The 21,373-nt window shown below is 61.1% G+C and carries 18 protein-coding genes and 3 pseudogenes; 11 read left to right on the top strand and 10 right to left on the bottom strand.

Annotation, left to right across the window (positions count from 1 at the left end):
- The first annotated feature begins 146 nt into the window (after positions 1–146).
- From AB4O40_RS21160 to AB4O40_RS21135, 6 genes and pseudogenes are all read left to right on the top strand, one after another.
- Positions 147–917: an SDR family NAD(P)-dependent oxidoreductase gene (locus AB4O40_RS21160; protein WP_460053483.1), complete on the top strand. Its 771-nt coding sequence runs from the start codon at positions 147–149 to the stop codon at positions 915–917.
- 66 nt (positions 918–983) lie between these two features.
- Positions 984–2,246 (top strand): sulfotransferase family protein, encoded by a 1,263-nt coding sequence (locus AB4O40_RS21155; RefSeq protein ID WP_223542519.1) that lies wholly within the window; start codon positions 984–986, stop codon positions 2,244–2,246.
- Positions 2,243–3,466 carry a hypothetical protein gene (locus AB4O40_RS21150; RefSeq protein ID WP_056728180.1) on the top strand — a complete coding sequence of 408 codons (1,224 nt, stop codon included), beginning with the start codon at positions 2,243–2,245 and terminating at the stop codon, positions 3,464–3,466. The genes AB4O40_RS21155 and AB4O40_RS21150 overlap by 4 nt, the downstream gene beginning before the upstream one ends.
- Positions 3,467–3,539: 73 nt before the next feature.
- Positions 3,540–4,649, top strand: a complete 1,110-nt coding sequence (locus AB4O40_RS21145; protein ID WP_056728176.1) for a Gfo/Idh/MocA family oxidoreductase — start codon at positions 3,540–3,542, stop codon at positions 4,647–4,649.
- 1 nt (position 4,650) lies between these two features.
- Positions 4,651–4,881 (top strand): annotated as a pseudogene (locus tag AB4O40_RS21140) (alcohol dehydrogenase catalytic domain-containing protein); the annotation flags it as partial.
- A 128-nt stretch (positions 4,882–5,009) separates the two neighbouring features.
- A complete protein-coding gene (locus AB4O40_RS21135; protein WP_460154593.1) occupies positions 5,010–5,684 on the top strand; it encodes a zinc-dependent alcohol dehydrogenase in 675 nt (224 codons plus the stop codon).
- 181 nt (positions 5,685–5,865) lie between these two features.
- Here the strand turns inward: AB4O40_RS21135 and AB4O40_RS21130 are convergent, their stop codons facing one another.
- Positions 5,866–6,129, bottom strand: coding sequence for a hypothetical protein (locus AB4O40_RS21130; RefSeq protein WP_056728174.1), 264 nt, complete (start codon positions 6,127–6,129; stop codon positions 5,866–5,868).
- Positions 6,130–6,310: 181 nt separating this feature from the next.
- Between AB4O40_RS21130 and AB4O40_RS21125 the strand changes: the two are divergent.
- From AB4O40_RS21125 to AB4O40_RS21115, 3 genes and pseudogenes are all read left to right on the top strand, one after another.
- Positions 6,311–6,403: pseudogene (locus tag AB4O40_RS21125) on the top strand (hydrolase); the annotation flags it as partial.
- 332 nt (positions 6,404–6,735) lie between these two features.
- Entirely contained in the window at positions 6,736–7,089 is a 354-nt protein-coding gene (locus AB4O40_RS21120; protein WP_056728172.1) for a DUF6124 family protein, read from the top strand.
- A 1-nt stretch (position 7,090) separates the two neighbouring features.
- The gene (locus AB4O40_RS21115; RefSeq protein ID WP_056728170.1) at positions 7,091–7,339 is read left to right on the top strand and encodes a hypothetical protein; all 249 of its coding nucleotides are present in this window, start codon (positions 7,091–7,093) and stop codon (positions 7,337–7,339) included.
- 58 nt (positions 7,340–7,397) lie between these two features.
- On the opposite strand, the gene AB4O40_RS21110 is transcribed toward AB4O40_RS21115, so the two are convergent.
- The 4 genes from AB4O40_RS21110 to pmrG all read right to left on the bottom strand — a co-directional run bounded on the left by AB4O40_RS21110 (position 7,398) and on the right by pmrG (position 10,792).
- Positions 7,398–8,597 carry a type II toxin-antitoxin system HipA family toxin gene (locus AB4O40_RS21110; RefSeq protein ID WP_056728167.1) on the bottom strand — a complete coding sequence of 400 codons (1,200 nt, stop codon included), beginning with the start codon at positions 8,595–8,597 and terminating at the stop codon, positions 7,398–7,400.
- Complete coding sequence (locus AB4O40_RS21105) at positions 8,594–8,845, bottom strand: helix-turn-helix domain-containing protein (protein ID WP_056728165.1); 252 nt, start codon at positions 8,843–8,845, stop codon at positions 8,594–8,596. Before AB4O40_RS21105 ends, AB4O40_RS21110 begins: the two co-directional genes overlap by 4 nt.
- A 410-nt stretch (positions 8,846–9,255) precedes the next feature.
- Positions 9,256–10,089 carry a phosphatase PAP2 family protein gene (locus tag AB4O40_RS21100; protein ID WP_056728163.1) on the bottom strand — a complete coding sequence of 278 codons (834 nt, stop codon included), beginning with the start codon at positions 10,087–10,089 and terminating at the stop codon, positions 9,256–9,258.
- 31 nt (positions 10,090–10,120) lie between these two features.
- A complete protein-coding gene (pmrG, locus tag AB4O40_RS21095; protein ID WP_056728588.1) occupies positions 10,121–10,792 on the bottom strand; it encodes a lipopolysaccharide core heptose(II)-phosphate phosphatase PmrG in 672 nt (223 codons plus the stop codon).
- A gap of 260 nt (positions 10,793–11,052) precedes the next feature.
- Here pmrG and AB4O40_RS21090 point away from each other — a divergent pair.
- A pseudogene (locus tag AB4O40_RS21090) lies at positions 11,053–12,066 on the top strand (methyl-accepting chemotaxis protein); the annotation flags it as partial.
- Between the two features lie 42 nt (positions 12,067–12,108).
- Complete coding sequence (locus tag AB4O40_RS21085) at positions 12,109–12,972, top strand: methyl-accepting chemotaxis protein (protein ID WP_413966579.1); 864 nt, start codon at positions 12,109–12,111, stop codon at positions 12,970–12,972.
- A 163-nt stretch (positions 12,973–13,135) separates the two neighbouring features.
- On the opposite strand, the gene AB4O40_RS21080 is transcribed toward AB4O40_RS21085, so the two are convergent.
- From AB4O40_RS21080 to AB4O40_RS21060, 5 genes are all read right to left on the bottom strand, one after another.
- The gene (locus AB4O40_RS21080) at positions 13,136–14,509 is read right to left on the bottom strand and encodes a DUF1329 domain-containing protein (protein ID WP_460053486.1); all 1,374 of its coding nucleotides are present in this window, start codon (positions 14,507–14,509) and stop codon (positions 13,136–13,138) included.
- 146 nt (positions 14,510–14,655) lie between these two features.
- Positions 14,656–16,611: a DUF1302 domain-containing protein gene (locus AB4O40_RS21075; RefSeq protein WP_414913709.1), complete on the bottom strand. Its 1,956-nt coding sequence runs from the start codon at positions 16,609–16,611 to the stop codon at positions 14,656–14,658.
- A gap of 45 nt (positions 16,612–16,656) precedes the next feature.
- Positions 16,657–17,961, bottom strand: coding sequence for a phospholipase (locus AB4O40_RS21070; protein ID WP_460053488.1), 1,305 nt, complete (start codon positions 17,959–17,961; stop codon positions 16,657–16,659).
- Between the two features lie 227 nt (positions 17,962–18,188).
- On the bottom strand, positions 18,189–19,757 hold the full coding sequence (locus AB4O40_RS21065) for an FGGY-family carbohydrate kinase (RefSeq protein ID WP_056728155.1): 1,569 nt from the start codon (positions 19,755–19,757) through the stop codon (positions 18,189–18,191).
- 20 nt (positions 19,758–19,777) lie between these two features.
- A complete protein-coding gene (locus tag AB4O40_RS21060; RefSeq protein ID WP_460053490.1) occupies positions 19,778–21,367 on the bottom strand; it encodes a glycerol-3-phosphate dehydrogenase/oxidase in 1,590 nt (529 codons plus the stop codon).
- Positions 21,368–21,373 lie beyond the last annotated feature (6 nt).

Below are 21,373 nucleotides of genomic sequence, written 5' to 3'. Positions count from 1 at the left end.
TCCGTTAAGACTATTCGCAGTTCGAATGCCTTTAATACTATCGCCTTATCTTGAACCGCCAGTCGGCCGGGGCGATAGCTGCTGCTCCTGATCGACTGGCCCATTGCGCCGCAGCAATCAGGTGTACCTATTGGAGGCAACGCCCCATGAACACTCAACAGGCCGACTGGCCGAACCTTCAGTTTGACTACGACAATTGCCATGTCCTGGTGACCGGTGGCACCAGTGGAATCGGGGCCGGCATCGCCGCAGCGTACCGAGCAGCAGGTGCGCAAGTGACGATCACCGGCACCCGGCCCTGCGCCGCCGATTACGACATTGACCTCGACGGCTACCGCTACTTGCAGCTCGACATCGAGAACGCAGACAACATTTCTGCCGTCGCAGCAGCGCTGCCGCGCCTGGACATCCTCATCAACAACGCCGGCTTTGCGCTGCCAAGCTGTGGCCTGGACGAGTACGAACCGGACGTTTTCGAACGCGCGGTGCGCATGCACCTGGTCGGTGGCTATCGCATGGCGCATGGCTGCGCCGACAAACTCCTGAAGAGCACGCTGCCAGGCGGCCCTTCGATCATCGGCATTGCATCAATGAGCTCGTTCTTCGGGATCGATGTGGTGCCCGGCTATGGCGCGGCAAAGACTGGCGTCGTCGGGCTGACCCGGGCACTGGCGGTCCATTGGGGCGGACGCATTCGCGTCAACGCGGTCGCGGCGGGGCTTACCGCAAGCCGCATGACGGCGACGACTGTTGCCAATCCGCAGTGGTCCGCGCCCACGCTTGCGCGTACGCCGGCAGCACGCCTTGGGGTGCCGCTGGACATCGCCGGTCCAGTCCTTTTCCTGACGAGCGCCGCCGCCGGCTGGATCACTGGACAGACACTGCCTGTCGACGGCGGTTTCACGGTCGCCGGCTGAGTCCGGCGTCGGCCCTTCCTGTACTGCCTGTCGCCAACACCTCTCCTCACATTTATGGAGCAGCGCATGAAACCTGACATCATCCGTATCACAGACCTGGGCGCCCCCGAGCTGACCGAGCGGCAGCGTCGAGCGATCGCGGGCGTCCCCCCCGTGGAAATGCGCGAGGAGGCCGTCCTTGCAGCCGCATGCCAGCGCACGGGGCTTTCCGACTTCGGTTCGGAGGACTTCCGCGAACGGCTGCGAATCTGGCTGAAGAGTTTTGACGAGGATACGGAGCTCGGCCCCCTGGGGCGCGCGGGGATGTTCGGCGATGCCGTGCGCTACGCATCTTCGCGCCTGCGCTTCGAAGATCTGGCGAAGCGAAACCCGGAAATCAACGACGTCACGATTGATCGGCCGATCATCGTCGCCGGCCTTCCCCGCTCAGGCACGACCCACTTGGTCAACATCCTGGCAGCCGATCCGCGACTGCGCTCGATGCCGCTATGGGAAGCGATGGAGCCGATTCCTGCGCCACAAGACCAAACGCCAGGCGGGGAAGATCCGCGCATCGTTCGTACCCGTCAGGCCTGGGGCGAATTCGAAGCCATATTGCCGTTCATGCCGGCGATGCACGAAATGTCCCCCACCCACGTGCATGAAGACATCGAACTGCAAGGCCTGGACTTCTCCTCCTATCTGCCGGAATGGCAGTCTCGCCCGTGTCGCTGGCGCGACTACTACTACAGCCACGATCAAACGCCGCACTACCGTTATGGTCGCCGAGTCCTGCAGGCGCTCACTTGGCTCCAGGGCCCGAACCGATGGGTGATGAAATCGCCGCCGCACATGGAGAACCTGCGGCCGCTGATGACGACCTATCCCGACGCCACGCTCGTCATTACCCATCGCGACCCCGTTGCCGTGCTCCAGTCCGCCATCACCATGATCGCCTATGGCGACCGCATCCGCCGCCATACCGTCGACGTAAAGGCGTTGGCGCGCTATTGGACAGATCGAGTGGAACATCTTCTGCGTGCCTGTGTTCGGGACCGGGACAGTGTTCCCGCCGGCCAATCGCTCGATGTGCTCTTCGACGACTACATGGCCGACCAACAGACGGTGATCGAACGCATCTATGCCATGGCCGGCCTGCCACTGACCGCCGATGCCAAGGCACGGATCCAGGCTTATCTGAACGCCAATCCACGGGGCAAGCATGGTCGCGTCATCTATGACCTGAAAGGCGATTTCGGTGTGGATATAGCCGCTTTGCGCGACCGATTCGGCTTTTACTATGAGCGCTTCTCGGTCAAGCCAGAGCGCATCGAAGGAGAGCGGTCATGACCGATCAAGCTACGCAACGCCTATTGTCCGGCCGTGCATGGGACGACTTCTGCGAAACCGTTCGCCAGGCCGGCCACAGGGTCGATGCTTTCGGCGCCGAGGCCGATACCCTCGACCGCGCCGAATGGTATCGATTCATGACCCGGCTCATGCGCAACGGTTTTGAACGCTACCTGGAAAACTGCGAGCCAGAACGGCCGCGCCTGCGCGATGCGCCCTGGCGCCAGTCCATCAACTTCCAGTCTCCCGATCAGGATCATCTGCTTGCCGAGTTCGTCGACGGTAGTCATGACTATCTCATTCGTGGTCATCGCGGCGGGCTGCCGTACTTCGTCATCGCCTCATGGCGCGCACCACAACCGCGCCATCCGGGCGCTCAGGACTGGGCCTCGCGCGGCGTGGCCAGTCTTGGAGAATTCGATCCCGCTGCGCTGCAGACCACCGGCTTCATCTCCTCACGCCAGGTGAAGTTCGATACGCAGGGCAACTTCGAGATCGTTGTCAGCCAGAACAAACCCGCTGACGGGCGCGACTGGCTGTCGATCTCACCGGACTGCGTCGGTCTCCTGGTGCGCACGCTCTATCATGATCGCGCGAATACCGCGCCGCCTCACTTCACCATCGAACGGATCGATAGCCCGCAACCTCGTCCCGTCACCGCCGCCGAAATAAGTGATGCGCTCGCCAAGGCGGGCCAGATGGTACTTGGCTATTGCGAACTGGTGCGCAGCTGGTGGCAGGACAATCTCAGCCAGCGGCCAAACCGCATCCGCTTCGACCGCGCGGTGTACCTGTCCAATGGCGGCGTGCCGGACCGACACCACGGCTTCGGTACCTGGGAGTGTGCTGGCGACGAGGCGCTGGTTATCGATTTCCTGCCCTCAGCTTGTGATTACTGGATATTCCAGCTCTGTTCGATCTGGCAAGAGAACCTCGACAACTACGAGGACGGCGGCGGTTGCGTGCAGAAATACAAGGCCAGCTATCGCCAGGACGGCTCGGTGCGCGTCATCGTTGCGCAAGGCCAGCCCGGCATCGCCGGCAATTGGGTCCAGTCCTTCGGACATGTCCATGGCGGCATGAGTTTGCGCCTGATTGGCACACAGGGCGAGCCGCCGCAGGTAACGCTGCGCCGTATTGCGCTGACCGTGCTGCAAGAACGTGGTGAAGAGGCGCTGCAAGACATCGTGCCGATCATCAGTGGCGAGGTGGCGCAATGAGCGTGCTGTCCAGCGAAATGACGCGGTGCCGCATCGTGGCGCTCAATCCCGTCCTGCATGGAGGCGACCTCTGATGACCCATCCCATAGGTGCCGCAGTGGTCGGCACTGGCTTCGGCCTGTTCACCCATGTCCGCGCGCTGCGCGAGGCCGGGTTCGAGGTGCGCGCCATCGTCGGCCGAGACCGTGCCCGCACCATCGCCCGTGCCGCGCCGCTGGGTATCCCACTGGCGACCGATAGCCTGGCCCAGGTGCTGGCTGATCCGGCGATCCAGCTCGTTACGGTGGCAACGCCCCCGCATGCACACTATGCACCGGTGATGGCCGCGATCGCCGCCGGGCGGCATGTCGTGTGCGAAAAACCCTTTGCCCGCGACGCCGCCGAAGCAGCGCAGATGCGCGAAGCCGCGACAAAGGCCGGTGTTCATCACCTGCTCGGCGCCGAATTCCGCTTCGACAGCGCGCAGGCGCTGCTGCGGCGCGTTGTTCAGTCGGGACTGATCGGCACGCCGCGCCATTTCCTGCGCATCTACCATCAACCGGGCCTGCAGGACTCGACAAGCAAGCTCAGCGACTGGTGGGAGGACGCCGACCAGGGCGGCGGTTTCCTTGGCGCATTCGGCTCGCACATGATCGATCAGGTCGAATACATGTTCGGCCCCATCACTTGTGTCTGCGGCATGTTGCAGACGCTGGCGCCCGGGCGCCCCACCATGACCGCCGACGATTGCTACACCGTGCAGTTCGAAACGGACAGCGGTGTTGCCGGGTCAATCATCGCCGCGCTGGCCGCGCCGGGGCCGCTGGTGATGGCCACCAAAGTGGTGGGCAGCGCAGGCGGCGCGTGGATTCAGAGCGGCGCGACGTTTGGTGACCCCGAAGAAGTCTGGGTGAGCGACGCCGATGGCGTGCGGCGCATCGAGATGCCCGCGGATCTGGTCAACGCAATGCCGACAGCTTTTCCCGTCGCAGAGCTGATCCAGACCGAGCAGGACCGCTGGCACACCATGGGCTTCGATGTTGCGCCTTATGCGCGCCTGTTCGCCGAGATGCGCACGCGGATCGAGAATCGCGCACCCGCGATCCCCGAGCGCGCCGCCACATTCAACGACGCTGCGCGTGGCCAACAAGTGCTCGACGCCATTCGCCTGTCGGCGCGCAAGCGCGCCTGGATCACAATCTGAAATGAAGGAATCCACTATGACGAAATTGATGCTTCATGCAACGGTTCACGGTCCTGACGATATTCGTGTCGAACAGGTACAACGCCCCAGTGCCGGGCCGGACGATATTGTGGTCAAGGTCGTGGTCTGCGGTATCTGCGGCTCTGACCTCGGTTATGCGCGCGCCGGTGGCCTGCCGATGGGGGGCGATGGTCCTCTGTCGCTCGGGCATGAGTTCTCGGGCGTGATCGAGGAGGTGGGCGCGCGGGTGACGGCGTTGCATAAAGGCCAGCGCGTGGTGGTCAACCCGACGACGCCTGCGAACATGATCGGCTCCGGCGGCCCGGGGCCTTCGCCTCGCACATTCTCGTGCGCAATGTCATGGCCGAGTCGTCGGTCTACCCCATTCCCGACACCCTGGACTTCGAAACCGCTGCGCTGGTCGAGCCGCTCGCCGTCGCGCTGCACGGCGTCAACCGGTCGCGTGCCGGCGCTGGTAGCAAGGTGGTTGTTTTCGGCGCGGGCCCCATCGGGCTCGGCGTCGTGGCAATGCTCCGTCTGCGCGGCGTCGCGGACATCATTGCCGTCGATCGCGTGGACTCACGTCTAGAACGTGCGCGCGCGCTCGGTGCAAACGCCACCTTCAATCCCGACAACTGCGATCTCTGGGCTGAAATCGGCCAGCGCCATGGCGCAAGCACGCTCTACGGGATGCCAGTGGTGGATACCGACGAATTCATCGAGGTGTCGGGCGCAGCGCCGGTCATTCCCCAAATCATTGCGCGCGCACGTTTCGGGGCGCATCTGACGGTGGTGGCGGTGCATCACGCACCGGTCGCCATGGATCTGGCGATGGCGCTGGGCAAGGAGATGGAAGTGACCACCGCCATGGCCTATCCCACCGAGTTTGGCGAGGTGCTGGAGATTCTCGCCGCCGGCCGGATCGACACCAGCGCGCTGATCAGTCATCGCTACGCCTTCGAAGACTTCGAGCAAGCCTTCGCTACCGCCGCGCGGGCAGATGAATCAGCCAAGGTGTTGGTAACGTTCGGATGAGTCTCAAGCCAGAACATGGTGGCTTTACGGTTGCATCATCGTTCTTGCGCAAACGACCACCATGACTACAGCGCATTTCGATGATGTCCACCCTGGATCGAAGCGGACATCCACCATCTCTCGATATCCCGAAGCGCTTGACCGGCCTGCCGGCAAGCGCAAACAGGCCCCACACTAACGATCAGTACTTGATATCCCGGGCCGTGCGACGGGTATCCTGCTTGGTGCTGCGCTTGTCCTGGCGACATTCCACGTTGCTCTTGTCGCTGCCCTTTCTGCATTCATCCTTGGTTTGCCGGGCAGTAGAGCGCCCATCCTGCCGGGTATCGCGAGCTTCACGCCGCTGCTCACCCTGCTCGGTCGCGTAGACGGGTAGCGTCACCCACTGCACGCCGGCGGCGATGAGCAGCGTTGCCAGGGCTTTCAAGTAGTGCTTGCGAATCATAATTTTTCTCCAATTCAACATCGCTCGATCGCTTCGTTCGCTCCCCCCAGGCATTCAGCGAAAACGTGAGTTACATCGTACGCCCACAACTCACAAAAGCACTTTGTGGCAGGTAAAAGCTGACGATAGGGTCACATGGACAGTCGCGCAATGCCGCTATGTGCATGATTGCAATATGGGCACTGCAGGGTCGTCACTGGACCGGACGAGCGGGTTGGGGGTCAGGCTTTGGGGGCATCATTTCAAGCACACGGTGAGATCGAGTGACCTGTGATCGATGCAACGACTTCACCGCGTCCTAGGACATTTCCCGCAAGACGCATCGCCTTTCATGAACTGGCGGACGCAACTTCTCGACGATAGCCTTCAGGGGTCGCTGCAAATCAGCGATCGGCTTTGACAGGCTGAAAGTGTAATCTTCACACCTCCCAAATCAGACAGCATGCATTCGCGCATGTAGTCACGATTATGGCGGCTGTGCGCGGGGCACCTTCGGGTGCACCGGGTTCTCACACTTCCGGTCTGTCAACCCGCGTATAGCTGCCACCCAATCCTGTTTGACAGCAGGGGATGGCAGCTTCTCTAAACAGTGTGAGGAATGCCATCTTGAAAAAGAACAGCCCCAATCCCCCGGAAACCCCAGCCAATTTAGCTGAAGACAAAATCGACTTATCGAAAACCACCGAACCCGCCATCAGCGCCCGCCTCCGCAACCCCAATCAACTCGACCCCATCAGCCACGTCTTCACCCTGCGCCCCAACATCGACACACCGTCCCTGCTCACCCACGCCAGCGAAACCCTGGCCTCGCTCAACGTCATGAGCACCGACCTTGCCTGCGAACTTGAGAGTTCGCCTCGCAACATCGCCCTGGCGATCCAGCAGTTGGCCGTGCTGGCGCAATTGCTGGTGAACCGGGCACTGGACAACATCGCGCCACTCGACGAAGTGGAGGCTTGAGATGGATCGATACATGCCGATGACCGGCATCGACTGCACCATCGCGTCGCTGCTGATCGACACCGAAGCACCGCTGGATGTACTGCATGAAACAGCTGCCTACCGCATTCGAACCGCGACGCAATTGCTAGAGAGTTTCGCGGCTGATGAGGGTGTTTACAGCGAACTGGCGCGGGTGCTGGTCACGTCCCTGCGCGATGGATGCGATTTGCTGGATGTGGTTGGGCGGCGGTTGCGGATGCAGGTTTGATCTCGGAAAACAAAATGGGCGACTTTCCTGAAATCGCCCATTTTAATTGATGTTGAAACTACCCAAACGTCAGGGCGAAAGGGGCTGCCGCGTGCTGTATTGCCTTCACCACATGAGGCGCCTGCTCCCGAAACTCAGGGTAGCGCTTCAGCACCAACTCAACTGCCGCAAGCAATCGCTGAATCCGCAACTCAGGATGTTCCACCTCACACGTCTGTGCAAACTCCAACAACCCCTGACGGGAAGCAAACAACGACTTGTTACCCATAAGGTCTAGCGCCAAAACATCTTCAGGGATATAGGCCGTCGTATTAACGATGTCGTATGCCGGCGCGAGGCGCGCGTCACGTTGGGTCGGCTCCGAATAGAGCAAGCCGAAGTTCTTTAAATGAGCATCGCCGTTCCCAACGATGCAGCTCAGCGCTATGTAATCGAAAAGTTGATCAAGCGAGGTTCGTTGATTGTTTGCCGGGCAAAACAGCCGAATCGCTTTGGCTATGGCAGCATAGCTTTTGCTGTATTTCTGATCGGCCGAGAGCCCCATCAGTGCGGCCATGTCCTCGAATCCAATCGGGTTAAGCTGGTCGTCCCGATCAAAGCGACGCATGACAAACAGCCTTGCATTGTCGGACAGGTAAAACTGCGGGACTGGAATGCCCGCCTCCTTGGCAATGGACATGCAAAGGAACTCATTGATGGCCAGTCCTGGAAACTCATCCCGGCCACTCTTGATTATCAAGTCAGAGGTTTTCGAGGTGGCTCGTCGCAATTCGAAATCTTGCTGCTCAGGCACCAAAACCTTCGGCTGAACACCCGATATACCTGCCCGTAAAATATAGCGGTCAAGAAGGTCGGCGAAGATATCTTCCGCTCCATCCCAGGTGAGAATTTCTTCGAGTTTTTCTCCAGGGAACTGCTGTTCGCCAAGCAGGGCATCAACGGTTTCGGAATGCACCTGAATCCTGCCAATTGGCGAACTGCTGCCAGAAAGAGCAAGCAACAACATTGGATCGACATTTACGGTTTTCGCCAGGCGATTGCGCAACTGCTCCAACATATAGCCTTCAGGAAGGTTCATCTGGAATACGGGATGCAGATCCCGCCGACGAAACTCGTCAGCCCGCACGGGCATCGACAGACTGATGGAGGTGTTGGGTAAAGCGTCTTCTAGATAGCGAAAAATATAATTATCGCCGCTGGTGAGGATTCGGCCGCTATGGCCCTCTGGGGTACTGACTTTGAGGGAGGTCATTTTCATTCGAACAACTCCCCAAGCTCTTCAAGGGTCGGCATGGCCGCCGGTATAACGGTGAGCTGGCAGTCCAAAGCGCTCAAGACTCTTGCGTAAGCGTTCATGGCAACAGTATCGACACCCTGCTCGACAGCAATGACTTTCTGCCGCGTCAAACCGGCGAGCTCAGCAAGTCGAGCTTGTGTCAGACCGCGCCTGATACGCGTTTCACGTATTTGGCTACCGAGTCGGGATATCAGCAGGACGTATTCCATGTTCAGTTACCGTGACATTTATATTTAAATGTATCGTATACAGAACATTATTGCGAATTTGCCTTACACCCCCGTCTCCCCCCACCAATATCCCCAACACAATCGACACCAACGCTGCCGCAAGGGCCGCTTGCGTGCCCGGTCGGAGGTCGACCTTGCCGCGGATCATTTGCCGTAGCGGTGTCGCAAGCTCTGGTACAGGGCTTTGATCCAGATGAATTTTTCTTCACCCCACCCCCTCACGCCAGCCTGTACATTGCCCTCGCTCATTCAAGAAACTACGGTTTGCCCGCCCTCCCGCGGGCTTTTTTTTGTCTGCGAATTCGCAATCCGAGACTCACTGAAGGTTTCCTCGGGCAACAAAAAACCCGCCCCCTTTCGAGATGCGGGTTTTGCGCTTCAACAACGACTCAATTCACAGGTTGAGTCTGAGTCGCCAACACCGGTTGTTCCGCTCTGGTGAGCACCGGCTGTTCCAGCCTCGCTCGCCCGTAAAACGCCAGCGCCGTCAGCAAACACGCCAGCCACACGAAGATCCCGGCCCAGAAGGTGTGGGACATGTAGTGCCACCCTTGCAATACTCGCGTGGTGCCATAGATGAAACCGAGTGCCAGCGAGCCGTACATGATCGCTTTCGAATAGCGCCAGCGATAACGGCGAGCCACGAAGTACAACGCCAGCATGGTGAAGCCGCCCGACGCATGTCCGCCCGGCCAGCAGCGCCCCTCTCCAGCGACTTTCAGCAGGTCGAAATTCTCGTACCACTCGACGTGCTCCATTTTGCCGCCGTACAGGGTCGTCTCGATCGGGCAATACACGCTGGTGTGGCCCTTGAGGTAGTGAATCACCCCGGTGCTGATGGAGAACGCGAACACCACGTAGAGAAAGTCGCGTCGATGGCGGTTGGCAAAGCGCAGTATCGGTGCGACTTTGATTTTTTCCAGGAAGGCGATGATTTTCGCGTGTTTTTCAGCCTTCAGGCGTGGCCAGAGAAACGACAGCAAGGCACCGATAATCGCAATTTCGCCGGTCCAGTTCGGAATGATTCGCGCCCATTTGTGGGTGATTTTTTCGAACAGATGGACCTGGTCCAACGGGTACGTCTGCGTCACCGGATCAAAAAAGTAATTGTTGAAAGCGATGTCGATGCTGGTCATGTCGAACATCAGGAATACCGCGACCGCGCAGGCCAGCGGAATACCAAAATTCATCCAGTAAAAGCGGTAGCGGGAAGCGGTCAGCATGCTCAGTCCTGATTCAAAGGGATGGTGAAATTCAACGGGGCGTCACCGTCGGCCAATCCGATGCTTCGATAAAGCCAAGCATGCGCGGAGCCTGTGGCGATTCGGCGGAGATAAACAGAGAGGCCCCGTAACCCAGGGTCGAAGTCGGCAAATGGAGCTCTTTTTCCAGTTGGTCCATGCATTCGCTGTGGGTCACCAGAATCATGTTGCGCCCGGCCACCTTGTGCGCCAGCGCGTCGCGCAGCATGGTGCCCTTGCAACTGATCAGCCAGTCTTCCCCCGCGCCAACCTTGTTGAACATGAAGTTGGCAGTCTGCGCAGTGCGCTGGATCGGGCTGTTGTAGATATCGACCTTGCCCAGGCCAAGGTGTTTGAACTGTGCCCCGAGGTTCTCGGCAACACGACGAGAACGCTCGGTAATGCCATCGTTGCCAACCAGGCAAGGCGCCGAGGAGTGATCGCAGCGCTCGACGTGGCGCACCAGAACGATCAGGTCGCCCTTGGCCCATCCGGTCATCAACGCCTGTGCACCGCTCACATTGCCGTGAGCCAGGTCCGGAACGGCGGCAGGTCGCAGCAAGAACACCGTCAACGGGATCACCAGCAGCGCCGAGGCCAACACTACCGCAGCGTTGCGATAACGGGCGAAGCGGCTCAGATCGATCGAGCGCTTTATCCCGAAAAGACTCAGTCTTAATTCCACATCACGCTGCCTCGCCAGCAAACACTGTCTCATTAGATCCCGGCAGGTTAAGGAAACGTGCGTCGGTGACTGGTGAAACGTTTGTGAAAAAAAGCTTAAAAGCGCTGTAAAAATTTTGTTACAGAATCCGTTCGGAAAAATCCTTTCAGCTCCCGGGATTGCTGCCGATACATCCTGCTTACACAGCTTGGCGGCTTCCAAAAAAAACAATCTTCCAGCCAACCGACGATAAAGAAGTACCAAGTTCCTGGAGGAATGAGATGAATAGCTGGTTCGGCAACATCAGCGTGAACCTGAAACTGGGCCTGGGGTTTGGCCTGGTCCTGGCACTGACCTGCGTCCTGGCCCTGACCGGCTGGACCAGCCTGGGCGGGTTGATCGACCGCAGCAACTGGATGAGTGACATCACCCAGCTCAACGCCGGCCTGACCAAGCTGCGCGTGGTTCGCCTGCAATACATGCTGACCAACGGCGACGAAACCGCCGCGCAGAACGTACAGACTACCCTTGACGCCTTCTCGGCCCAGCAGCAAGCCCTGCTGGCGAAGTTCAAGAGCCCGGAAAACCTCAAGCTGCTGCGCGAGCAAGGCGCCGTCATCGACGCCTACAGGACGTCCCTGGGCAAGATGCGCAGCGCCTATCGCGCCGGCAACAGCGCCCGCGACGCCATGAGTGCCAACGCCGAAACCGCCAACACGCTGATCAATGACATCAATGCCCGCGTGCAGCAAATGCCGTTGAGCGACCAGCGCTTCGAACAGTTCCAGGCCATCACCGCGGCCAAGGAAGCGTTCCTGCTGGCGCGCTACGAAGTGCGCGGCTACACCGCCAGTACCAATGCCGAGACCGAGCAAAAAGCCGTCGGCCAACTGGACGCCGCCATCGCCAGCCTGAAACCGCTGAACACGCATTTCGCCGACTCCCAGCAAGACGCCCTGCGTCAGCTGGAAACCGCGTTGGGCAACTACCGCAGCGCCTTGCAGGCCTATAAAGCCGCCAGCAATGACGCGGTGCAAGCGCGCAAGGAAATGACCGACCAGGGCGCGGCCATCGTGTCCCAGAGCGATCAGCTGTATCAAATCCAGCTCGACCGACGTGATGCCGAAAGCGCCCAGGCCCGGACCCTGCAACTGATCAGCACGTTGCTTGCACTGCTGGTGGGCATCATTGCCGCCGTGGTCATCACTCGCCAGATCACCCGGCCATTGCGCGAAACCCTGGCGGTGGTCGATCGCATCGCCAGCGGTGACCTGTCCCACAACGTGCTGGTCACCCGTCGCGACGAACTCGGCGTGTTGCAGCAAGGCATCGCGCGCATGGGTGTGACCCTGCGCGACTTGATCAGCGGCATCCGCGACGGCGTGACCCAGATCGCCAGCGCCGCCGAAGAGCTGTCGGCCGTGACCGAGCAGACCAGTGCCGGGGTCAACAGCCAGAAAGTCGAGACCGATCAGGTGGCCACCGCCATGCACGAGATGACCGCCACCGTGCAGGAAGTCGCGCGCAACGCCGAAGAAGCCTCGCAAGCCGCTGCGGCGGCGGACGGCGAAGCCCGTGAGGGTGACAAAGTGGTCAACGAAGCCATTGCCCAGATCGAGCGCCTGGCCAACGAAGTGGTGCGCTCCACCGAGGCCATGAGCGTGCTGCAAAAGGAAAGCGACAAGATCGGCAGCGTCATGGACGTGATCAAGGCCGTCGCCGAACAGACCAACCTGCTGGCACTCAATGCCGCCATCGAAGCGGCACGTGCCGGTGAAGCCGGTCGAGGTTTTGCGGTGGTGGCCGACGAGGTCCGCGGCCTGGCCCAGCGCACGCAGAAATCCACCGAGGAAATCGAAGGCCTGGTAGCCGGCCTGCAGAACGGCACGCAACAAGTGTCGGCGGTGATGAACAACAGCCGCGTCCTCACCGACAGCAGCGTGGCCCTGACCCGCAAGGCCGGCGAGTCACTGGAGAACATCACCCGCACGGTGTCCAACATCCAGTCGATGAACCAGCAGATCGCCGCCGCTGCCGAACAGCAAAGCGCCGTGGCCGAAGAGATCAGCCGCAGCATCATCAACGTGCGCGATGTGTCCGAACAGACCGCAGCGGCGAGCGATGAGACCGCCAAGTCCAGCATTGAACTGGCGCGGCTGGGTGGTCAATTGCAGCAGATGGTGAGCCACTTCCGCGTCTGACCGTATACCCACGGTGATTGGAAGACCCATTCGCGGGCAAGCCCGCTCCCACAGGTAAAGAGTCGAACATAGAATCTGTGAACGGCTCTGAAAACCCTGTGGAAGCGAGCCCGCTCGTGATTGCGTTCTCACAGACTGCATCTGAAAGGGTGTGCTGCGCCGCTTACCGCGTCCCGCGCTGGCGCAATGCCGACGGCATGAAGTACGCGTCTTCCGGCACCGGTTGGGCGAAGTCCACTGTGGCCGGCTCTTCGTTGTCCAGGTTCTGCACGTAGTAACGGCGCGCCTGCAAGTCATGGAATACGTCCAGTGCGCTCCAGGTGGTGGGCAGGTCGTAGAAGTTTTTCAGGTAGGCCATCGACACCCGCCACAACTCCGCTCGCCCGTCGTATTGGTCCACCAGGGCGGCGCCCCAACTGTCCTCGTCCAGAAACAGCACGCGCTTGGAATAGATATGCCGCGCACCCGGCTTGAGCGTGCCTTCGACCACCCAGACCCGATGCAGCTCATAACGGGTGAATTGCGGGTTGAGATGGCCCGGTGTGAGCAACTGCTCGTACTTCACCTCAGGGCTGCCGACTTTGTAATTGTTATAGGGAATGTAGACCTCTCGCTTGCCCTTGAGCTTCCAGTCGTAGCGGTCTGGCGAGCCGTTGAACATGTCCGTATCGTCCGCCGTGCGCAGGCCGTCGGATGAGGCGATCGGGGTGTCATACGCGAGGTTCGGCGCCCGGCGTACACGGCGTTGGCCCGCGTCGTAGACCCAGGCCTGGCGCGGGTCCTTGAGCTGGTCCAGGGTCTCGTGAACCAATGCCGCACCGCCCGCCAGCCGGGCCGGGCTCTTCACGAATGCCAGGTAGTAGAACAGGATGTTTTTCAGGTCGGCAAACTGGCCACCCGGGCGGTAATAGTTGAAGAGCCCCTCTTGCTGCGAGGTTACAAGCGCGAAGCTGCCGTTGCGTTGTACCGGCGCTTCGGAAGCACGACGGACCACATAGATGCCGCGATAACGGGTGATGTGGTTCCACAGCACCTCGATGCCATCCTTGGGCACCGGGAACGGCACACCGCCGTAGCCTTCGGCAAAACCGGTCCCGCCATCGAGCAGCTTGGCCGAGGTCGCGTTTTTCAAGGTGTTGTCGTACAGCCACTGCGGTGCCGAGCCCGACCGGCGAGAGGGATAGACCGGCATCTGGAAGGTGTCGGGGTAGCTGTTGAACAGTGCGATCTGACCCGGGCTGAGGTGGGCCTTGTACTGTTCAAGGTTGGCTTTGGTGATGGTGAACAGCGGCTTGTCCGCCGCATAGGGGTCCAGGTGATGCTGGCCCGGCTTGTAGCCTGCCGGCGCCTGGGTGATACCGCCGTTCCAGGCCGGAATGGTCCCGGCCGCGTTGCCGGCACGCTCGGCCCCCAGCGGCGTCAGCGTGGTTTTCAATTGCTCGGCTTGCTGGGGCGTGATCGCAGCAAGTGCGCTGCCGGCGGCCAGGCTCAGGAACAGCGCCAGCGTGGTCTTGGTCAGTTGTGAAGTGTGAAACATGATCGTTCTCCGAATTAAAGGCAGATGCACTGCACCCAGTCCTTGTGGGAGCGGGCTTGCCCGCGATAGCGGTGGATCAGTCAACATGGATGTCGAATGTGCTGCCGCCATCGCGGGCAAGCCCGCTCCCACAGGGGAATGAGCTTTCACAAGAAGTACTTGAGGTTGAAGCCGACGTTGTCGCGATCACGCAGGCCGTTGTCCTGCCCGCCGCCGTAGAATTCGGTGTATTGCAGCTCGGCCTCCAGCTTGTTCTGGTAGTTGGCCTTGATCCCCAGGGTGTAGGCCTTGCGGCCCTCGATGATGTTGCCCGCCTGGTAGCTGTTGCCCTCGAAGTCATCCTTGTAGACGACATAAGGCGAGACGTTGACCCCGGCATACACGTCGTTCCAGGTGCCGTTGAGCATCGCGGTGTAGCTGTAGGAGTTGCGGTTGACCTGGTCGCTGCGCTCGCCGCCGGACACATAGGAAAAGTTACCGGTGCCAGCGTAGTAACGGGTACTGCCGTCATACGCGGTGTATTGCAGGCTGCTGCCGCGCAGGTGCTCGGACGCCAGCTCGAATACGCCGAACAGCGAGTCGAATGACAGGCTCGGGCCAAAGTTGTAAATGGTGCCCAGGGACGTGTTGAACGCTTCCACCCGCTCGGCGTTATTGATCTGGCTGTCGAGCGTGACCTGCTGCCCGCCGATGTTGATGGTCTGGCCGCCTGCCGCTGCAGCGGCGCCGTTGGCCAGGTCGCCGATCAGGTCGTTGGTGGCGGCGACCCCGATGGGCAGGTTCGGCCGATAGGCCACTTCACCAAACACCGACGCCTGGCCCAGGGTGGTGTTGAAACTGAAGCCGTACATGCGGATGTCTTCGGCGTAGCGCCGATGCGCCTGGATATTGCCCAGCACATCCATGGTCGCCAGGCCATTGGCCAATTGCCCCGCCTGGCTGCCGGCGACACCGGCCAACAGGTTGGTCAGGGCATTCATATCGATGCCCTGGTACCCGCCCAGATCGGCGGAAATGGTCGGCTCCTTGGCGTGGTAGTTGACCATGTACAACCCGAACTCGGTGCTGTTGAGTTCTTCTGCGATGTAGCGAAAAGCGAAACCGAACTGGCCGTCGTTGCGCGCGTTGAAATCCTTGCCGACCGTGGCCACTTTGACGGTGTTGCCAAAGGCCGGGGTGACCCCGTTGGCGTACAGGCCGGTGGTGCTCAGGGCCTGGTTGAGCAACGGGTTGTTGCCCAGCGCGCTGTACAGATCAATCACGTTGCCGAAGCCAGGCACCGGGGTGTCCAGCGCGGTACCGCTGAAGTTGTTGTAGGCGGTGTTGCCGCCGTCGGCGAACAGGTCCGTCTGCGAGTAGAACGTACCGACCGGGTCGATGCGGGTTTCCTTCCAGTTTGTCTGGTAGAAGCTTTCCATGGTCAGGCTGTCGGTCAGGCCAATGTTGAAGCTCAGCGCTTCCACCGGTACCAGCACTTCCTTGACTTCAGCCCCGGGCAGACGGTACTTGGCCGCATCCACCGGGTTGGTGGTGTTGATCCCGCCACGGTAGAAAATCCCCTCGCCCCAGTTGAACACCTGGCGCCCTATGCGTGCCGTGAGCGGCATCTGCGCGACGTCCCAGTTGCCGTAGAGGTAGGCGTCGAGCATCTCCACCCGGCTGCCGGCGATATCGCGGGTCTGGTCCGTGAAGTGGTCGTCCTGCGGGAAACTCTGGCTGGGTTGCGACGGGTTGTTGTTGCGGTAGTAATCGTTGCGCTTGTCCATCAGTTGGGTGTCATAGAACGCGGTGCCGCGCACGAACATCCCGTAGTTCTGATAGTTGGCCTCGAGCTCCGAGGTGATCTTGTACACCTCGGAAACCAGCCCGGTGTCGAAGTTGCGATTGCCGTCGTTGGTGTTGACGTCATCGTTGTTCTTGTCCCGGCCCTGGACCCGCCACAAACGGCCATAAGACAGGGTACTGTCGAATGAACCGGTGATCTGGTTGTCCAGCACGCTGAACTCCTTGGCCTGCACGCCGTCGACCGCGCACAGTTGCAGCAGCCCTGCCAGGCCCACGCCGGGAAGCGCCGCGCCAGACAGGCGAAATCGAGTGCTCATGATCCTTTCCTCTTTCCCTGGTTTTATTGTTTTTGTGTTCTGAAGCTATTGCTGCGATGGCTGTGGCGCCATTCCCGCACGGGCGTAAATCCGGCTGTGGGCGCCGAAATGCCCCAGCAGTTTGAACAGCTGCTGGTTAAGTGCCGGATGGTCGAAGTCTTCGCGCTGCAGCTGATTGCCGCCGCTGAAATCACTGGTGATCGGTGCCGTGTCCAGCCACTGGCCGATGGCTTCATCAAATACCGCCGACTCGTCGACGGACTCGGCACTCACTACTTCGCGCAGGTAGTCCACCGAGTACGGCGGATAACGGGCGTCCTGTGCAGAGTCGGCATAAACGTCGAGCATCGGGTGTGCCTGGCCGGCGCGCAGCAGGCGACGAAGCCAGGCCGACTGATACTTCTCCACTTCCATGTGCCGGGTGGCGACCCGTTCGATGGCCGCATGCTTGTCCGCATCGAAGCCGGCCAGGGCCTTGCCTTCCAGCACCAGCAGGCTTGCCAGTTCGACACCGGGCAGCGGCTTGGCGTGATAAGGCTGGGTCAGGTCCTGAACGTGGTGCAGGCCCCAACCTAGGAATCGATAACCCCAATAGGGATGGCCAGTGGCAAACGCCAGTCGCGCCAAGCCCATGTACTGGTAGGCGCGCCAGTCCGGCCAGCTGCGCTGAAGAAATCCGGCGGCGGCGTATACCACCGGGCTTTCATGGAAGAAGCCCATATGGAAAGGCGCCTGGGAACTGTACTGAAACCGCGCGTCACCGAAGGGCTGCGGGCCGAAGCCGTACAACGCGCCGACGTCGCCGGGGTTGTCGCTGAACAGGTTGATGTCGTGGCCGTAATCCGGCTCATCGGCAGCGCTGGCCAACACGGCAAGGGGCGCGACTTGTTCGTGGTCAGCCACAACGATGAAGCGCTGGCGAGTCCACGGCGAAAGCGTCTGCTCCACCATGACTTGTTCGGCCTTGAGGTGCTCACGCTCGGGCAGATCCTTGCCCGGCAGCGGCTGGATGACCATCGCCAGATGAACCCCGGGATTGATGCGCAGTGCGGTGAGGAAGTCGTGGCGCAGATTGTCCCCGGGCATGGCCGGCAATCGCAGGTTGTCGGGGCGCGGCGGGTATTGGGTGAAGTGCTCTCGGGCGAAGTTTTCCTGCTCATCGAGCAGCGCACTCACGGCCTGGTATTGCTGCGAAAGAAACTGCTCCAGCGGCTCGACTTCGACCTGTGGCGCATCACGCAACGTCGGCAGATCCTGCAACGCCAGGTAGCTGCCCACCGTATGGTTCGACCAGCCCCAGGCAGTAGGGGCCGTTGCACAAAGCAGCAACAGGAGGAATGTCAGCTTCATTGCCTGGTTCTTATTGGATGTGCCGTGGGGGTTGAGCCTAACAACCGACCCTGCCCCTGACACTGTCCAATCTCACCAGAAAAGTTCTCCGATAGCGCCACGTGCAAAGTTGCCTATGGTTCTCTGTAGGAGCTGCCGAAGGCTGCGATTTTTTGATTTTGGCGGACTCGAAGATCAAAGGATCGCAGCCTTCGGCAGCTCCTACAGGGGAGATCTGCGGTGTTCTTTCAGGCCGGGTAACCAGTGATTTTGCGGATGCTCTGGTACAACGGCTTGAGCTGTCGATACATGCGCAGGTAGACCTCTTTGTACAGTCGCTCGTAGATCTGCTGCGCCTCGGGTTGCGGCATGAATACCGCACCGACCCGTGTCATGGCGGCCATCGCCGTGGGGAAATCCGCGTGCAGCCCCAGGCCCACCGCGCAGCAAATGGCCGCGCCCAGGCCGGACGCTTCGTAGACATGCGGACGCTCGGCCGGCAGGCCGAAAATATTCGCCGTGAGTTGCATCGCGGCATCACTCTGCGAACCGCCTCCGGCAACACGCAAGCGCGTAATGGAGACCCTCGAGCGCTTCTCGATTTTCTCCATGCCCTGACGCAAGGCATACGCCAGGCCTTCGAGGATCGCCCGGTAAATGTGGGCGCGGGTATGCACGTCGCCGAAGCCGATCATCGCGCCCTTGGCCTCCACACCCGGCTCGCGGATGCCAGGCGACCAGTAGGGTTGCAGCATCAACCCCATGGAACCCGGCGGCACGGCGTCGACCAGCGCATCGAAGAGTTGCTCGGGCTCCACGCCCTGGGCTTTGGCCTGCTGCATTTCCCGCAGGCCGAACTCGTTCTTGAACCAGCTGACCATCCAGTAACCGCGATAAATCATCACCTCGCAGTTGTATTGATCCGGCACTGCGGACGGGTAAGGCGGAATCAACGGGACGATTTCCAGGTAGCGCGAGCGGGTGCTGGTGATCGTCGCCGTGGTGCCGTAGGAAAGGCACACGGTGCCTGGGTCGACGACACCGGAACCCACGACTTCGCAGGCCTTGTCGGCACCTGCGGCGATCAGCGGCAGCCCCTCGGGAATGCCGGTGTGGCGGCTGGCCTCGGCGCTGATATGGCCGAGGGTTTCACCAGGCTTGTACAGGCTCGGCAGTTGCTCGGGACGCACCGCCAGCGCCTGCCATTTCCAGTCGGTGGGGGCGGCCCATTTCAGGCGTTTGAAGTCGAACGGCAGGTAACCGACGCAACAACCCACCGAATCGACAAAGCGCCCACAAAGGCGGTGGGTGAGAAACCCCGAAAGCAGCAGAAACTTGTCGGTCGCCGCCCAGACTCCAGGCTGATTGCGGGCGATCCAGTTGGCCTCGGCCTGGGCGCGAAAGTAGTCCACCGTGGCTTGCGCGCCGACCAGTTTGAACAGCCAGCCCCACGGCCCCTTGATGCCGCCCTTGACTTCGGCCTGGCGTTGATCGAGCCACAGGATCGCCGGACGCAGCGCCTTGCCCTGGGCATCGACGTTGATCACGGTGCCGCGTTGGGTGGTCAGGGAGACTCCGGCAATCTGCGAACGATCGATGCCGGTCTGCGTCCACAACTGCTGGCAAGCTTCACCCAGTTTTGCCCAGTAATACTCAGGGTCCTGCTCGGCCCAGCCGGGTTGAGTCGAGTAATAGGCCTGCAACTCGACCTTGCCTTTGCCCAGCAGATTGCCCTGCAGGTCGAAGAGCAGCGCGCGCACGCTCTGGGTGCCATTGTCGATGGCCAACAGGTAACGCTTGTTCGGGTGGTTATCCATGGAGCTCTCTTCAAGGGGCATCAATGCGCGGCATCCGGTAAACCATGATGGCGTTGCCACAACGCCAGATAACGCTGTAATTCCTGCTGCCAATGCTCATCGTCCCAGCCCAGTCGCGGTTGACAGAGTTGGCCAATGGCAGCGAAATAATCCTCGCCACCGCGCGGCAACAACAAGCCAAGGCGGGTTCGGCGCAGCAGCAGGTCATCCAGGTGCAGGACCATTTCTGCATCGCAGGCAACGGCCAGTTCCACCCACAAGGTGTCAGTGCCGCCGATGGTGTCGTGGCCCAGTTCGGTGATCAGCTTCGCCAGCCTCGGCAGGTCACGGCCATGCCGCCCGGCCAGGCGCCGCCACCGATGGGCGCTGAGCCCCGGTATCGCCAACGGTGGCACCGCGGCGAACACCGGCGCGGCGTCATCAACGAATGGACGATCGAGCATGGCCGCGCAGGCCTTGAGCACTTCGATGGACTGAGGGCGAAAGGTGGTCAGCTTGCCGCCGGCCAGGGTCACGCAACCCGGCTCCTGCCACAGTACATGCTCGCGGGTTTCATTCGACGGTTTGAGCTCACCCGCCGCACTGCCCACCACCGGGCGCACACCCGACCAGGTCGACAGCACATCGGCAGCGACCACTTCGGCCTGGGGGAACTGCTGGCTGCAGGCCGCCAGCAGATAGTCGAGTTCATCCAGGCTGATGCTCGCGCTCTCATCCAGATCCTCGCGATGATCGAGGTCCGTGGTGCCGACCACCGTGGCACCCTCCCAAGGGAAAACGAACACTGGTCGACGGTCGCGCTCGTGCAGGAAGGTGAAGGCTTGCGCCACTGGCAGGCGCCAGCCCGGCAACAACAGATGGCTGCCACGCAACGGGCGCAACTGGCGAGGGGCATCGGGCAGGCGCAAGCGCTCGGCCCACGCGCCGGTGGCCACGGCCAGCACACCGCAACGCAATGTCAGTAATCCGCCGCCCTCGCAGTCTTCGACCTGAACCCCGCAAACGCGCCCCTCTTCACGCAGCAATTGCTGCACGCGCAAGCCGTTGAGCACCACGCCACCGTCGGCCCGGGCCTCGCCCAATACGCGCATCACCAGACGGGCATCATCGGTCAGCGCATCGATAAAACAGGTGCCGCCCAGCAGGTCATGTTCCTTCACCCCGGGCGCCAGATAACGCAGTTGTTGCGCGTCATGGAAGTGATGGCTGCGCCGCCCGGCCAAGGCGTCATAGACGGACAACAAACCACCCAGCACCCGAGGTCCGGGAAAGCCGCCACGGTAATGCGGCATCATGAAACTCATCGGTTCCACCAGCCCCGGCGCTTCGTCGAGCAGGCGCTGGCGTTCACGGACCGAATCGCGGGTCAGGCGCCACTGGCCCTTGGCGATGTAACGCAAGCCGCCATGGACCATTTTCGAGGAGCGACTGGAGGTGCCCCAGGCGAAATCGCGCTGTTCCAGCAGCAGGCAACGCCAGCCACGGCGCGCAGCTTCGCGCAGGATGCCGGCGCCGCTGATGCCGCCGCCGATGACGATCAGGTCCCAAGTTTCATCCGCCAGCGTCGGCAGCACCCGCTGTCGCCACGCCGCGTTCCAGTCCAGGCTCATGGCGCC

This window comes from Pseudomonas sp. S2_F07 (assembly GCF_054668325.1).
Note: the sequence above shows the minus strand (reverse complement) of the source record. Positions and strands in the feature narration are given on the sequence as shown.

Excerpts from the sequence above, each read along its gene's own strand:
- AB4O40_RS21160 (WP_460053483.1), top strand. The coding sequence starts at position 147 with ATGAACACTCAACAGGCCGACTGGCCGAACCTTCAGTTTGACTACGAC.
- AB4O40_RS21155 (WP_223542519.1), top strand. The coding sequence starts at position 984 with ATGAAACCTGACATCATCCGTATCACAGACCTGGGCGCCCCCGAGCTG.
- AB4O40_RS21150 (WP_056728180.1), top strand. The coding sequence starts at position 2,243 with ATGACCGATCAAGCTACGCAACGCCTATTGTCCGGCCGTGCATGGGAC.
- AB4O40_RS21145 (WP_056728176.1), top strand. The coding sequence starts at position 3,540 with ATGACCCATCCCATAGGTGCCGCAGTGGTCGGCACTGGCTTCGGCCTG.
- AB4O40_RS21135 (WP_460154593.1), top strand. The coding sequence starts at position 5,010 with ATGGCCGAGTCGTCGGTCTACCCCATTCCCGACACCCTGGACTTCGAA.
- AB4O40_RS21130 (WP_056728174.1), bottom strand. The coding sequence starts at position 6,129 with ATGATTCGCAAGCACTACTTGAAAGCCCTGGCAACGCTGCTCATCGCC.
- AB4O40_RS21115 (WP_056728170.1), top strand. The coding sequence starts at position 7,091 with ATGGATCGATACATGCCGATGACCGGCATCGACTGCACCATCGCGTCG.
- AB4O40_RS21110 (WP_056728167.1), bottom strand. The coding sequence starts at position 8,597 with ATGAAAATGACCTCCCTCAAAGTCAGTACCCCAGAGGGCCATAGCGGC.
- AB4O40_RS21105 (WP_056728165.1), bottom strand. The coding sequence starts at position 8,845 with ATGGAATACGTCCTGCTGATATCCCGACTCGGTAGCCAAATACGTGAA.
- AB4O40_RS21100 (WP_056728163.1), bottom strand. The coding sequence starts at position 10,089 with ATGCTGACCGCTTCCCGCTACCGCTTTTACTGGATGAATTTTGGTATT.
- AB4O40_RS21085 (WP_413966579.1), top strand. The coding sequence starts at position 12,109 with ATGGGTGTGACCCTGCGCGACTTGATCAGCGGCATCCGCGACGGCGTG.
- AB4O40_RS21080 (WP_460053486.1), bottom strand. The coding sequence starts at position 14,509 with ATGTTTCACACTTCACAACTGACCAAGACCACGCTGGCGCTGTTCCTG.
- AB4O40_RS21075 (WP_414913709.1), bottom strand. The coding sequence starts at position 16,611 with ATGAGCACTCGATTTCGCCTGTCTGGCGCGGCGCTTCCCGGCGTGGGC.
- AB4O40_RS21070 (WP_460053488.1), bottom strand. The coding sequence starts at position 17,961 with ATGAAGCTGACATTCCTCCTGTTGCTGCTTTGTGCAACGGCCCCTACT.
- AB4O40_RS21065 (WP_056728155.1), bottom strand. The coding sequence starts at position 19,757 with ATGGATAACCACCCGAACAAGCGTTACCTGTTGGCCATCGACAATGGC.
- AB4O40_RS21060 (WP_460053490.1), bottom strand. The coding sequence starts at position 21,367 with ATGAGCCTGGACTGGAACGCGGCGTGGCGACAGCGGGTGCTGCCGACG.